Source organism: Ornithinicoccus halotolerans (assembly GCF_009602535.1).
GTDB classification, from domain to species: domain Bacteria; phylum Actinomycetota; class Actinomycetes; order Actinomycetales; family Dermatophilaceae; genus Ornithinicoccus; species Ornithinicoccus halotolerans.
Genome location: NZ_WIQI01000086.1, coordinates 1 through 12,326 on the forward strand (window position 1 = coordinate 1; position 12,326 = coordinate 12,326).

Genomic DNA, 12,326 nt, shown 5'->3' on the forward strand with positions numbered 1-12,326 from the left:
GCTCCGTAGGCCTTGCGCAGCACCACGCAGAACTGCGGCACCGTCGCCTCGGAGACGGCCGAGACCATCTTGGCGCCTGGTGGAGGTCGCGGCCGACGGGCAGGAGCGGTGGGGCCCGCCACCGCCCGGGGCGGAGCTGAGCTGGCTGGACCGGCACGTCCTCGACCCGGAGATCACCCGCGCCGAGGTGGGGCTGGCCCGGGACCGGGCCTTCGCCGACCTGGCCGGACGGGTCGAGCACGGCCTGGTGGTGGCCGTCGACTACGGCCATACCCGGCAGGACCGGCCACGCCACGGGACGCTGACCGGCAACCGGCACGGTGCCGTCGTCGCGCCCGTCCCCGACGGCACCGTCGACCTCACTGCCCACGTCGCGGTCGACACGTTGCCCGCTGACGACCGGTGCCGGCAGCGGGACCTGCTCGCCGCCCTCCTCGGGCGCCCGGACCTGCCCCCGCACGACCTCGCGGCCCGCGAGCCGGGCCGCTACCTCCAGCAGCTGCAGCAGGTCACGGCGCACCGGGCGCTGGCCGACCCGGCTGGGCCGGGCGGCTTCTGGTGGGTGGCGCGGGGCCAGGGCGGCGTGGTGCCTTCGCTACGGTGAGGAGCGTGGAGCGGCGCAGCGTGGACGTGGGCATCGGCAGCGGGAGCGGCGCGCTGGGGCTGGACACCACCGAGATGGTCCTCAACGTGGGGCCCCAGCACCCGGCGACCCACGGCGTGCTGCGGCTGCGGATCACGGCCGACGGGGAGCGGATCGTGGCCGCCGAACCGGTCGTGGGCTACATGCATCGCGGCGCCGAGAAGCTGTTCGAGGTCCGCGACTACCGCCAGATCATGGTGCTGGCCAACCGTCACGACTGGCTGTCGGCCTTCAGCAACGAGATCGGCGTGGCGCTGACGGTCGAGGCGATGCTGGGCATGGAGGTGCCGGAACGGGCCACCTGGGCGCGGACCCTCCTCGTGGAGCTGAACCGGGTGCTCAACCACCTGATGTTCCTGGGGTCCTACCCCCTCGAGCTGGGGGCGATCACGCCGATCTTCTACTCGTTCCGGGAGCGGGAAGAGCTGCAGGCGGTCATGGAGGAGGTCTCGGGGGGCCGGATCCACTACATGTTCGCCCGCGTCGGGGGGCTGCGCGACGAGCTGCCCGAGGGGTGGCTGGGCCACGTGCGGCAGGCGGTCGCCGCCGTGCGGCGCCGGCTGCCGGACCTGGAGTCGCTGCTCGTCGGCAACCCGATCCTGCGCGGCAGAACTGTGGGGGTGGGGTTGCTGGACGCCGACACCGCGCGCTCGTTCGGGGTCTCCGGCCCCATCGCCCGCGCCAGCGGGCTCGACCTGGACCTGCGCCGCGACGAGCCCTACCTGGCCTACGGGGAGCTGTTCGGCCCCGGCGGCCCGGGGCGGGTGGTGACCCGCACCGCCGGTGACTGCCACGCGCGGCTGGAGGTGCTGCTCGAGCAGGTGACGGTGAGCCTGGACCTGGCCGAGCGCTGCGTCGACGTGCTGGAGGACCTGCCGGAGGGACCCATCAACGTCCGGCTGCCGAAGGTGCTGCGGGTCCCGGAGGGCGAGCACTACCTGGCGACCGAGAACCCGCTCGGGCTCAACGGCTACTACCTGGTCAGCCGGGGCGACAAGGTGCCGTGGCGGCTGAAGCTGCGCTCGGCCTCGTTCAGCAACGTCCAGGTGCTCTCCCGGCTGCTGCCCGGCCAGCTGGTGGGCGACATGGTCGCGATCCTGGGCTCGACGTTCTTCGTCGTCGGCGACATCGACAAGTAGGGGCGCGGCCGGCCGCCTCCCCGCTGCGAGTCAGCCGTACGCCAGGTCGCGGGACCGTCCGCCGTCGTCATCGTCGTCCTCGTCGTCCTCGGTCGGAGGCAGCCGGCACCAGTGCTGCACCAGCAGCCCGACCAGGGCGAGCGCCAGCGCGACCCCGGCGCTGACCAGCGCCCGCCAGAGGGCCTCGCGCACCGAGGGCACGTCGGCGTTGGGCAGGTGCACCAGGACGTTGGCGAGGTACCAGCCCAGCAGCGCGCCCCCGCCGAGCGCGCTGGCCTGGGCGGCGACCAGCGTGCCGCGTGCCCGCTGCGGGCTGGGGCGGCCGCGGCCCTCCCCGGCCAGGTAGCGGCGCACCTGCCACCCGCCGACGAGCACCGCCAGCACCAGCACGGACAGCGGGATCACCCCGACCCAGGGCAGCTGCGGCAGCTCGTTGCCCCAGCGCCGCCAGAGGTCGAGCAGGATCCAGCACCCGACGCCGGAGGCCAACGCCAGCAGCGCCACCACGCCGGGACGCACCTCGCCCGGACGGCTCACCGTCGCTGCCCCTGCCGGCGGCGCGGCCGCTCCCGCACGCCGCTGGTGTCCAGCCCGGACAGCAGCTCACCGACGGGTGCGACCGTCTCCTTCAGCCGCAGCCGGGCATCCGGGTCCAGCCGATGCCACGGCAGCAGCACGAACGCTCGCTCGTGGGCCCGTGGATGTGGCAGCTGCAGCCCGGGCTCGTCGCTGCGCACCTCGTCGGCGGCGCCCGGGGTGCCGTACTGGACCAGGTCCAGGTCCAGCGTGCGCGGCCCCCAGCGCACCTCCCGGGTGCGGCCCGCGTCCTGCTCGATCGCGTGCAGCACCGTCAGCAGCTCGCGGGCCGGGAGCCGGGTGCGGACCAGGGCGACCGCGTTGACGAACGCCGGCTGCTCGGGACCGCCCACCGGGTCGCTGTCGACCAGCGGCGACACCCGGACCCGGTGCACGCCGGGAGCCCGGCCCAGCGCACGGACGGCGCGGCGGACCGCTGCCGCGGGCCGGCCCAGGTTCGCCCCGAGCGCCACCACCGCGGGGACGTCACGTTCGCGGCGCAGCCGCACGGTCACGTCGTCGAAGGCAACACCGACCGGCGCCTGCGGCTTGTGCACGGTGACGGTCACCGCCTGCACCGGTGGGTGGGCCGCCAGCACGGTGTCGGCGACCCGGCCGGCCAGGGCCTCGATGAGGTCCAGCGGCGGGCCTTCCACCACGCGGACCACGGCGGCGGCCACCTCGGCGTAGCTGACGGTGTCGGCCAGCTCGTCGGTGGCGGCGGCCCGGCGCAGGTCGACCGCCAGGTCCAGGTCCACGACGAACGGCTGCCCGTCCCGGCGCTCGTGCGCGAGCACGCCGTGGTGGCCGGTCGCGGTGACGCCGCGCAGCTGGATCAGGTCCGGCTCGACGGGGGGTAGTGGCTCAGCGGGCACGCTGCACCTCTTGCCAGACCTGCAGCGCCCGGCAGGTGGCAGCGACGTCGTGGACCCGCACCGCCCACGCGCGCGCGTCGGCGGCGAGCACGCTGGTGACCGCGCTGGCCAGGTCGCGGTCGGCCGGGGCGTCTGGCACGCCCTGCTCGTCGTAGGCGGCGAGGAAGCGCTTGCGCGAGGTCCCGACCAGCACGGGGTGGCCCAGCGCCACCAGCCGGGGCAGGTGGGCCAGCAGCCGCCAGTTGTGCTCGGCGGTCTTGCTGAAGCCGAAGCCCGGGTCCAGCACCAGCTGACCGGGCGCCAGCCCGGCCGCCAGCAGCGCGTCGACCTGCTGGGTCAGCTCGGCGACCACGTCCTCGACGACGTCGTCGTAGTTCGCCAGCTCGTCCATGTGTGCCGAGTGCCCCCGCCAGTGCATCGCGATGAACCGGCAGCCTGCCTCGGCCACCAGCCCCGCCATCCGCGGGTCCGCCCGGCCACCGGAGACGTCGTTGACCAGCGTGGCCCCGGCGCCGAGGGCCGCCTCGGCGGTCGCGGCACGCATGGTGTCGACCGAGACGGTCAGCCCCTCGGCAACCAGGTCACGGACCACCGGGAGCACGCGGCGCAGCTCCTCCTCGGAGCTGGGCCGGGTCGCGCCAGGGCGGGTGGACTCGCCGCCGACGTCGAGCAGGTGGGCGCCCGCGGCGGCCATCCGCAGTCCGTGGGCCACCGCGGCGTCGTGGTCGGCCCACCGGCCGCCGTCGCTGAAGGAGTCGGGGGTGACGTTGAGGACCCCCATCACCTGGGGCGCGCGCACCTCGGCCACCGCCGCGACGGAGCCGTCGGCCTGGTCGCTGGCCATCAGCGCTGCCGGTCGGCCAGCACCAGGCTCATCGCCTCCGCCCGCGTGGCCGGGTGGTGCAGGCTGCCCCGCACCGCCGAGGTGATGGTCCGGGACCCGGGCCGGCGCACGCCCCGCATCGACATGCAGAGGTGCTCGGCCTCGATGACGACGATGCAGCCCTGCGGGCTCAGATGCTCCACGAGCGCGTCGGCGACCTGGCTGGTGAGCCGCTCCTGCACCTGCGGGCGCCGGGCGAACACGTCGACCAGCCGGGCCAGCTTGGACAGGCCGGTCACCCGGCCGTCCCGGGGGATGTACCCCACGTGGGCGACGCCGTGGAACGGCACCAGGTGGTGCTCGCACAGGCTATACATCTCGATGTCGCGCACCAGCACCATCTCGTCGTGGCCGACGTCGAAGGTGGCGTTCAGCACCTGGTCCGGCCGCTGCGCGAGGCCGGCGAAGGCCTCGGCGTAGCTGCGCGCCACCCGGTTCGGGGTGCCGCGCAGCCCGTCCCGGTCCGGGTCCTCCCCGACGGCCAGCAGGATCTCGCGCACGGCCCGCTCGATGCGAGGGATGTCGACGTCGGCCATGACGGGGGGCTCGCTGGCGTCGCCGTTGTCCGCCTGGTACCCGCCGGGACCGACGCGGTAGCCGTCCGCCTCAGCCCCGGGGGTCGACACGGCCCCCCTCGGGCACCTCGACGACCTCCGCCGGCGGGTGCTCGCGCTCGTCCTTGTGCCCGTTGGTCATGGCGCGGCGCTCGGCGTCGGTGAGGACCGGCCCCCGCTCGTGGACGCTGCGACGGTCGCTGCTCAGCCAGACCGGGCGCTCGGGCCGCTTCACGATGTCGGCGAAGACCTCTGCCAGCGCCTGGTGGTTGAGGGTCTCCTTCTCCAGCAGCTCGAGCACCAGCCGGTCCAGGACGTCCCGGTTGTCGTTGAGCGCGTGCCAGGCCTCGTCGTGGGCGGCCTCGATGAGGCGGCGCACCTCCTGGTCGACGATCCCGGCCAGCTCCTCGGAGTAGTCCCGTTCGTGACCCATGTCGCGGCCGAGGAACACCTCCCCACCTCCGGAGCCGAGCTTGACCGCCCCGACCCGTTCGCTCATTCCCATCTGGGTGACCATCTTGCGGGCCAGGCTGGTGGCCTTCTCGATGTCGTTGGCGGCCCCGGTCGTCGGGTCGTGGAACACCATCTCCTCCGCGACCCGGCCGCCGAGGGCGTAGGCGAGCTGGTCCAGCAGCTCGTTGCGGGTGGTGGAGTACTTGTCGTCGGCGGGCAGCACCATCGTGTAGCCCAGGGCGCGGCCGCGCGGCAGGATGGTGACCTTGTTCACCGGGTCGGTGTGGCGCATCGCCGCCGCGACCAGGGCGTGCCCGCCCTCGTGGTAGGCGGTGATCTTCTTCTCCTTGGCGCTCATCACGCGGGTGCGCTTCTGTGGGCCGGCCATCACCCGGTCGATCGCCTCGTCGAGGTCGTGCTCGGTGATCTGCCGGTGGCCGCGGCGGGCGGTGAGCAGCGCGGCCTCGTTGAGCACGTTGGCCAGGTCCGCGCCGGAGAAGCCGGGAGTGCGGCGGGCCACGGCCATCAGGTCGATGTCCTCGGCCATCGGCTTGCCCTTGGCGTGGGTCTGCAGGATGTGCAGCCGGCCGAGCATGTCGGGAGCCTCGACGGCGATCTGCCGGTCGAACCGCCCGGGCCGCAGCAGCGCCGGGTCCAGGATGTCGGGCCGGTTGGTGGCGGCGATGAGGATGACGTTGGACTTCACGTCGAAGCCGTCCATCTCGACCAGCAGCTGGTTGAGGGTCTGCTCGCGCTCGTCGTGGCCGCCGCCCAGGCCGGCACCGCGGTGCCGGCCGACGGCGTCGATCTCGTCCATGAAGATGATCGCCGGCGCGTTCTCCTTGGCCTGCTCGAACAGGTCACGCACCCGGGAGGCGCCGACACCGACGAACATCTCGACGAAGTCGGAGCCGGAGATGCTGTAGAACGGCACGCCCGCCTCACCGGCGACCGCGCGGGCCAGCAGCGTCTTGCCGGTGCCGGGCGGGCCGTAGAGCAGCACCCCCTTGGGGATCTTGGCCCCCACGTCGAGGAACTTGCGCGGCTCGGCGAGGAACTCCTTGATCTCCTGCAGCTCCTCGACCGCCTCGTCGGCGCCGGCGACGTCGACGAAGGTGACCTGCGGCATGTCCTTGTTGGCCATCTTGGCCTTGGACTTGCCGAAGGCCATCACGCCCCGGCCACCGCCCTGCATCCGCATCATGATCCACAGGAACAGGCCCAGGATGAGCAGCAGCGGCACGGCGGTGAGCAGCATCGACACCAGCCAGTTCTGCCGCGCCGGGTCGTCGTCGAAGCCCTCCGAGGGCGGGTGCTCCTCCAGCGCCTCCAGCAGCATCGGGCCGCGGCTGTCGACGTAGAAGGCCTGCACCTGGTCGGTCTCGGTGACCTCGTCGTTGCTGAAGGTCTCGCCCTCCCGGAGGGTCAGGTCGATGCGGTCCGGCGTCAGCTCGGCCACCGCGACCTTGTCCTCCTCGATGAGCTGGAGCGCCTCGGAGGTGTCGACACGGTCGAAGCCGCTGGGCATGCTCAGGGAGTACCAGAGCACCCCGAGTCCGAGGATCAACAGGATCCACATCCAGGGGCCACGTGTCGCGCGCTGCTTGCTCATCTGGCTACGAGGCTTGGGCACACCCCGGTCCTCCTGATCACCTTGACTACCGTCCCTGGCCACGGGCAGGGCTGCCTGCCACAACGAGTGGCAGGGGGCCAGTGTTCCAGATCGCGTGGCGGGGCGGCTCCGCGGTCAGGAGTAGACGTGCTTGGCCAGGGTGCCGACGACCCGCAGGTTGCGGTAGCGCTCGGCGTAGTCCAGGCCGTAGCCGACGACGAAGTCGTTGGGGATGTCGAACCCGACGTAGCGCACCGGGATCTCGACCTTGGCGGCCTCGGGCTTGCGCAGCAGGGTGCAGATCTCGACCGAGGCGGGCTCGCGGGAGAGCAGGTTGGTGCGGATCCAGCTGAGCGTCAGCCCGGAGTCGATAATGTCCTCGACGATGAGCACGTGCCGGCCGGAGATGTCGGTGTCGAGGTCCTTGAGGATCCGCACCACGCCGGAGGACTTGGTGCCCGAGCCGTAGGAGGAGATCGCCATCCAGTCCATCTCGGCCGATCCCGGCAGCGCCCGCATCAGGTCGGCCATCACCAGGATCGCGCCCTTGAGGACGCCCACGAGCAACAGGTCCTTGTCGCCGTAGTCGGCCCAGATCTCCTCGGCCAGCTCGGCGAGGCGCCCCTGGATCTCCCCCTCCGAGAGCAGCACCTTCTCCAGGTCGTCACCCATGTCCGCGGCGTCCACGTTCACTCCCTCGTCTGGTCGGCTCTGCTGGCGCGTGCCGGCCCATTCAACTACCCAGCGGTGCCCGGGGCCACCTCCAGGTGCACCGCGGCCGCCCGCCGGCTGGCCCGCCACCGGCCCGGCAGCGCGACCGGACCCTGCCCGTGCCAGTCGGTGACCAGGGCCTCCACGGCCGACAGGTGCACCGCCGACAGCGCCGAGGCCGGTACGCCGGCTCCGGTGAGGCCGGCCCGCCAGAACCGGCCCCGCACCGCGGCCGGCAGCTCGGCCAGCCGCTCCACCGGCCAGGGCGGACCGCCCAGGTCCGCCAGCGCGCGGCCGGCCAGCTCCTCCAGCGTCGCCGCGTCCTGGGCCAGCAGCGCCGCTGACCGGGCCAGCGCCGCCCGCAGCCCCGGTCCCAGCTCCTCCTCCAGCAGCGTCAGCGCACGCCGCGCCCGCACCCGCGCGTACGCCGGGTCGGAGTTGTGGGGGTCCTGCCAGGGCCGCAGCTCCTGCTCCTGGCAGGCCGCCTCGGTGGTCTCGCGCGCCAGCCCGAGGAACGGCCGCAGCAGCAGCGGGCCGTTCCCGGCGGCCCCCAGCGGGCGGGCCGCCGGCATGCCGGCCAGTGAGCGGGCCCCCGACCCACGGGCCAGTCCCAGCAGCACCTGCTCGGCCTGGTCGTCGCGGGTATGCCCGGTGAGCACCGCCACCGCCGCGACCCGGGTAGCGGCCGCCTCCAGCGCCTCGTACCGCGCCCGCCGGGCCCCGGCCTCCGGCCCCTCCCCCGTGGCGGGCACGGTCACCCGCGACCGCAGCACCGGGTCCAGCCCGCACCGCTCGCACGCTTCGGCCGCCCGGTCCGCCACGTCAGCCGAGTGCTCCTGCAGACCGTGGTCGACCACGACGGCGCTGCCGCGCACGTCCCCCCGCCGGGTCAGGAACCCCACCGCCGCGGCCAGGGCAAGGCTGTCGGCGCCACCGCTGCAGGCCACCAGCAGCCGGGGCGGCGGCTGCTGCGCCACGCCGGCCGCGACCAGCGAGCGGCGAACGGCCACCCGGGTGTCCGCGACGGCAGCGGCCGGGCCCGCCACGGATCCTCAGCCGTGGACGCGCCGCACCCAGGCCTGGGGCTCGGCGATCTCGTGGGGGCGGGGCAGCCGCTCCGGAGCCGACCACACCGCGTTGAAGCCGTCCAGGCCCACCTCGTCACGCACCGCCCGCACGAACCGGGCGCCGTCGCGGTACTGGCGCATCTTGGTCTCCATGCCGAGCAGCCGGCGCAGCACCTTGTCCACCGACCCGGTGCCCTGCCGGCGGCGCTCGAAGCGCTGCCGGATGGCACGCACCGTCGGGACGACCTCCGGGCCCACCTCGTCCATGACCACGTCGGCGTGCCCCTCCAGCAGCGCCATCACGGCAGTCACCTCCGCCAGCTGCTCGCGCTGCTCCGGGGTGGCCAGCACCTGGGTGAGGTCGGTCTCGCCGCGCAGCACCTCCGGCAGCCGGCTGGCCACCTGCTGCAGCCGCTGGCCCAGCTGGTCCGGGGAGGGGACCAGGTCGGTGCCCAGCCGGCGGGCCCGGTCGATGAGATGGTCCCGGAGCCAGGGCACCGCGGTGAACTGCAGCCGGTGGGTCTCCTCGTGCAGGCAGACCCACAGCCGGAAGTCCGAGGCGTCGAGCTCCAGCTCGCGCTCCACCTGCATCACGTTGGGCGCGACCAGCAGCAGCCGAGGCTCGCCCTGCGGGGCCAGGTCGTACTGGCCGAGCACCTTGGTGCTGACCCACGACAGCAGGCCGGCCACCTCCGTGCCGGCCAGCGTGCCCCCCAGCCGGGGCACCGCCCGCTCGCCCGCCCGACGCTGGGTCAGCTGGGTCAGCACCGGCTCCAGCATCGCCTCCATCGAGGCGGCGTTGGCGGCGATCCAGCCGGCGCGGTCCACGACCAGCGCGGGCGGTGCCTGCTCCGGGGCGTGCAGCCCGCTGGTCTCGGCCACCGGGACGACCGCCCGCTCGGCGGCGTCGCGCAGCTCGGCCACGAGGGCCTGCACCTCCGAGGCCCCGGCGCGCGGCCCCGGCGGGGCCAGTCGCCGCCCCGCCGAGGCGGCCAGGGCCCAGTCGACGGGCTGGTCGGGGGCAGCGGCGGGTCCGGTCATGCACCCAATCTAGGTCCCGGTGGGCCCACAGCCGCATCGGGCCAGCTCGGCGACGATCTGGTCGAGCACGGAGCGGGCCTCCAGCACGGCCCCGTCCCGGCCGATCCGGTCGGCCACCACGGTGAAGGCGAGCAGCCGGTCGTCGGCCGTGGTGACCAGCCCGCCGAGCGCAGTGACACCGGGCAGCGTGCCGGTCTTGGCCCGGGCCACTCCCACGGCCGGGCCATGGACGTCCAGGTGGAAGCGGTCCCAGAGGGTGCCGGTGTAGCCGGCGATCGGCAGGCTCCCCGTCACGGCCTGCAGGCCGGGGTGCTGGCCGGAGGCAGCGGCGACGAGGACCTCCCCGACGACCCGCACCGGGACCGTCGTCCCGTCGGCCAGGCCGGAGGTGTCCTGCAGCGACACGCCGGTCGTGTCGATGCCCAGCGCACCGACCCGCTTCGTGACCCAGGCCGCTACCTCGGCGGGCTTCGCACCCGCGCCCGCGGCGACGGCCGCCTGGCGGGCGAGCTGCTCGACCAGGGCGTTGTCGCTCTCGGTCAGGGCGAGGGCGAGCACGTCACGCGCCGGGGCGGACTCGATCGCGCCGAGCTCGCGGCCACCCGCGGGCGCCCGGCCGCGCTGCACGGGGCGGTCGGCCACGCGCACCCCCGCCTCCTGCAGCGCATCGGCGAACGCGTCCACCGCCGCCCGTGCCGGGTTCGCGGGTGCGGGTTGGCCCGGGAAGGCACGGTCTTCGGCCAGGCCCAGCATGGTGATGGGACCGGTGTAGCCGTTCTCGAGCCAGAAGTCGGTCCACCCGCGGGCGCGCGGCGGGCCACCGGCGTACGTGACGTCGACGCGCAACCGGACCGGTCCCGAGTCCCTGCCCAGCTCGCTGGCGACCTGGCCGGCCAGGTCGGCCAGCCCAGCCCGGCCGGCGACGGCCGCAGCGTCGCCCTCACCGCGCGCCAGGAGGGTGTCCCCGCCGGCCACCAGGAACACCTCGTTGTCCTTCCCCGCGACCGCGCGGGTGGCGAAGCCGTCCTGGAGCGGGAAGGAGGTGGCGACGGCGGCCGCGGTGAGCAGCTTGGTGAGGGAGGCGGGCGTCACCGGGCGGTCAGGGGCCTGCTGCAGCACCATGTCCCCGGTGAGCGCGTCGCGCACCACCAGCGACGTGCGGCGCCCCAGCCACCGGCTGTCCAGCTCGTCGCTGAGCCGCTTTCGGACCGCCGCCGGGTCGACCGGCTGCCCCTCGGCGACCGGGGTGAGCACCGCCGGGGGCACCGGCGTGACCCGGGGCCGCACGGCGGCCTGGCGGGCCACCAGGCTCCCCGGGTCGTCCCCCGTTCCTGCCCCCGCTGCTACCGGAGCGGACGCGGGCGCGAGCAGCAGCACCAGCGTGAGCAGGGCGGTGCGGAGGAGTGGCCGCGCCCGGTCCATGCACCCTGCCTTCCCGTGACTGGAGCCGATGTACGAAACTGCACTGGAGCCTAGACACTCCCGAGCGCGAAGGGCACCTCCCCATGTTCGATGTGACGATCGAGATCCCCCAGGGCAGCCGCAACAAGTACGAGGTGGACCACGCCACCGGGCGGATCCGGCTGGACCGGATGCTGTTCACCGCGATGCGCTACCCCGCGGACTACGGGTACATCGAGGACACCCTCGGGGAGGACGGGGACCCGCTGGACGCCCTGGTGCTGCTCGATGAGCCCACCTGGCCGGGGTGCCTGGTCGCCGCCCGGCCGATCGGCATGTTCCACATGAGGGACGAGGCCGGCGGCGACGACAAGATCATCTGTGTCCCCGCCGACGACCCCCGCAAGGGCAACATCCGCGAGCTGGAGCACGTCAGCGACCACACCCGGCTGGAGATCCAGCACTTCTTCGAGGTCTACAAGGACCTCGAGCCGGGTAAGTCGGTCGAGGGCGCCCACTGGGCCGGCCGGGAGGAGGCCGAGCGGACCTACTGGGAGTCCGTCGAGCGCGCCAAGCGCGAGGGAGTCACCACCGTTCGCTGGGCCGGTCCGCAGCACGGCTGACGAGAGGGCAGGTCGGGCCAGTGGTCCGACGGCGCGCGGGCTCGAGCATCACCGGGAGGTCTGGGCGGCGCTGCCGCCGCGACCGTGAGCCGGGCCCGCCGCCACACGACGCGGCGCGCGGCGCCCCTCACGGGGGAGCACCGCGCGCCGCGCCCGTGGGGCCCGCCTGATCAGCCCGGGCGACCGGCCGTGGGCAGGATGCCGGGCGAGTAGTACATCGAGCTGATCTTGACGCCGTTGAACTTGCCCCAGTCGCGGAGGGCGTGGATCACTTCGCCGCCGCCCTTGTAGATGGCCACGTGGTAGATGCCGCTGGTCGTGCCGTCGTGGCTGTAGAAGAGCAGGTCACCGGGCTTGATCTGGGACAGCGGCACCGTGGGCAGCTGGTTGTACTGCGAGGTGCTCTGGTGGGTCAGCTGCACCCCGGCCTGGCTCCAGGCCGCCTTGGTGAAGCCGGAGCAGTCGAAGGTGCTCGGCCCGGAGCTGCCCCACACGTACGGGGAGCCCAGCTGCTGGTGGGCCCAGTCGAGAACCCGCTGCGCGCCCGGCGCCTCCGACGGCGGGGCCGGTGACGGGCTCGGTGACGGGCTGGGCTCGGGCGCCGGTGCCGGCTCGGGCTCCGGCTCCGGTGCCGGTGCCGGTGCCGGTGCGGGCTCCGGCTCGGGCTCGGGCTCCGGCTCGGGCTCCGATGCCGGCTCGGGCTCGGGCTCGGGCTCGGGCTCGGGCTCGGGCTCGGGCGCCGGCTCCG

General features: G+C 74.2%; 13 protein-coding genes and 1 pseudogene. 3 read left to right on the forward strand and 11 right to left on the reverse strand.

Annotated features, from left to right (window positions below):
• Positions 1 to 77: pseudogene (locus GFJ45_RS17095) on the reverse strand (carboxyl transferase domain-containing protein); the annotation flags it as partial.
• A gap of 2 nt (positions 78 to 79) precedes the next feature.
• Here GFJ45_RS17095 and GFJ45_RS12600 point away from each other — a divergent pair.
• Entirely contained in the window at positions 80 to 604 is a 525-nt protein-coding gene (locus GFJ45_RS12600) for an SAM-dependent methyltransferase (RefSeq protein ID WP_194288654.1), read from the forward strand.
• A 74-nt stretch (positions 605 to 678) separates the two neighbouring features.
• A complete protein-coding gene (locus GFJ45_RS12605) occupies positions 679 to 1,782 on the forward strand; it encodes an NADH-quinone oxidoreductase subunit D (RefSeq protein ID WP_153397767.1) in 1,104 nt (367 codons plus the stop codon).
• A 30-nt stretch (positions 1,783 to 1,812) separates the two neighbouring features.
• Here GFJ45_RS12605 and GFJ45_RS12610 read toward each other — a convergent pair whose 3' ends face one another.
• The 9 genes from GFJ45_RS12610 to GFJ45_RS12650 form a co-directional block, all read right to left on the reverse strand.
• Complete coding sequence (locus GFJ45_RS12610) at positions 1,813 to 2,319, reverse strand: DUF3180 domain-containing protein (RefSeq protein ID WP_153397749.1); 507 nt, start codon at positions 2,317 to 2,319, stop codon at positions 1,813 to 1,815.
• The gene (gene folK, locus GFJ45_RS12615) at positions 2,316 to 3,233 is read right to left on the reverse strand and encodes a 2-amino-4-hydroxy-6-hydroxymethyldihydropteridine diphosphokinase (RefSeq protein WP_153397751.1); all 918 of its coding nucleotides are present in this window, start codon (positions 3,231 to 3,233) and stop codon (positions 2,316 to 2,318) included. Before folK ends, GFJ45_RS12610 begins: the two co-directional genes overlap by 4 nt.
• Positions 3,223 to 4,077 (reverse strand): dihydropteroate synthase, encoded by an 855-nt coding sequence (folP, locus tag GFJ45_RS12620; protein ID WP_153397753.1) that lies wholly within the window; start codon positions 4,075 to 4,077, stop codon positions 3,223 to 3,225. Before folP ends, folK begins: the two co-directional genes overlap by 11 nt.
• Entirely contained in the window at positions 4,077 to 4,652 is a 576-nt protein-coding gene (gene folE / locus GFJ45_RS12625; RefSeq protein ID WP_153397769.1) for a GTP cyclohydrolase I FolE, read from the reverse strand. The genes folP and folE overlap by 1 nt, the downstream gene beginning before the upstream one ends.
• 70 nt (positions 4,653 to 4,722) lie before the next feature.
• A complete protein-coding gene (gene ftsH / locus GFJ45_RS12630; RefSeq protein WP_153397755.1) occupies positions 4,723 to 6,735 on the reverse strand; it encodes an ATP-dependent zinc metalloprotease FtsH in 2,013 nt (670 codons plus the stop codon).
• 135 nt (positions 6,736 to 6,870) lie between these two features.
• Positions 6,871 to 7,422, reverse strand: a complete 552-nt coding sequence (gene hpt / locus GFJ45_RS12635) for a hypoxanthine phosphoribosyltransferase (protein WP_153397757.1) — start codon at positions 7,420 to 7,422, stop codon at positions 6,871 to 6,873.
• A 50-nt stretch (positions 7,423 to 7,472) separates the two neighbouring features.
• Complete coding sequence (gene tilS / locus GFJ45_RS16960; protein ID WP_153397759.1) at positions 7,473 to 8,492, reverse strand: tRNA lysidine(34) synthetase TilS; 1,020 nt, start codon at positions 8,490 to 8,492, stop codon at positions 7,473 to 7,475.
• A 6-nt stretch (positions 8,493 to 8,498) separates the two neighbouring features.
• Positions 8,499 to 9,554, reverse strand: coding sequence for a zinc-dependent metalloprotease (locus tag GFJ45_RS12645; protein WP_153397761.1), 1,056 nt, complete (start codon positions 9,552 to 9,554; stop codon positions 8,499 to 8,501).
• A 9-nt stretch (positions 9,555 to 9,563) separates the two neighbouring features.
• A complete protein-coding gene (locus tag GFJ45_RS12650; protein ID WP_153397763.1) occupies positions 9,564 to 10,976 on the reverse strand; it encodes a D-alanyl-D-alanine carboxypeptidase/D-alanyl-D-alanine-endopeptidase in 1,413 nt (470 codons plus the stop codon).
• A gap of 83 nt (positions 10,977 to 11,059) precedes the next feature.
• Between GFJ45_RS12650 and GFJ45_RS12655 the strand changes: the two genes are divergently transcribed.
• On the forward strand, positions 11,060 to 11,578 hold the full coding sequence (locus tag GFJ45_RS12655; protein ID WP_153397765.1) for an inorganic diphosphatase: 519 nt from the start codon (positions 11,060 to 11,062) through the stop codon (positions 11,576 to 11,578).
• 170 nt (positions 11,579 to 11,748) lie between these two features.
• Here GFJ45_RS12655 and GFJ45_RS12660 read toward each other — a convergent pair.
• Positions 11,749 to 12,326 (reverse strand): C40 family peptidase (locus tag GFJ45_RS12660; RefSeq protein WP_194288655.1); only part of this gene is annotated, 578 nt, incomplete at its 5' end.

Coding starts and splice junctions, on each gene's coding strand:
- GFJ45_RS12605 (WP_153397767.1), top strand. CDS start 679: ATGGTCCTCAACGTGGGGCCCCAGCACCCGGCGACCCACGGCGTGCTG.
- folP (WP_153397753.1), bottom strand. CDS start 4,077: ATGGCCAGCGACCAGGCCGACGGCTCCGTCGCGGCGGTGGCCGAGGTG.
- folE (WP_153397769.1), bottom strand. CDS start 4,652: ATGGCCGACGTCGACATCCCTCGCATCGAGCGGGCCGTGCGCGAGATC.
- ftsH (WP_153397755.1), bottom strand. CDS start 6,735: ATGAGCAAGCAGCGCGCGACACGTGGCCCCTGGATGTGGATCCTGTTG.
- GFJ45_RS12645 (WP_153397761.1), bottom strand. CDS start 9,554: ATGACCGGACCCGCCGCTGCCCCCGACCAGCCCGTCGACTGGGCCCTG.
- GFJ45_RS12650 (WP_153397763.1), bottom strand. CDS start 10,976: ATGGACCGGGCGCGGCCACTCCTCCGCACCGCCCTGCTCACGCTGGTG.
- GFJ45_RS12655 (WP_153397765.1), top strand. CDS start 11,060: ATGTTCGATGTGACGATCGAGATCCCCCAGGGCAGCCGCAACAAGTAC.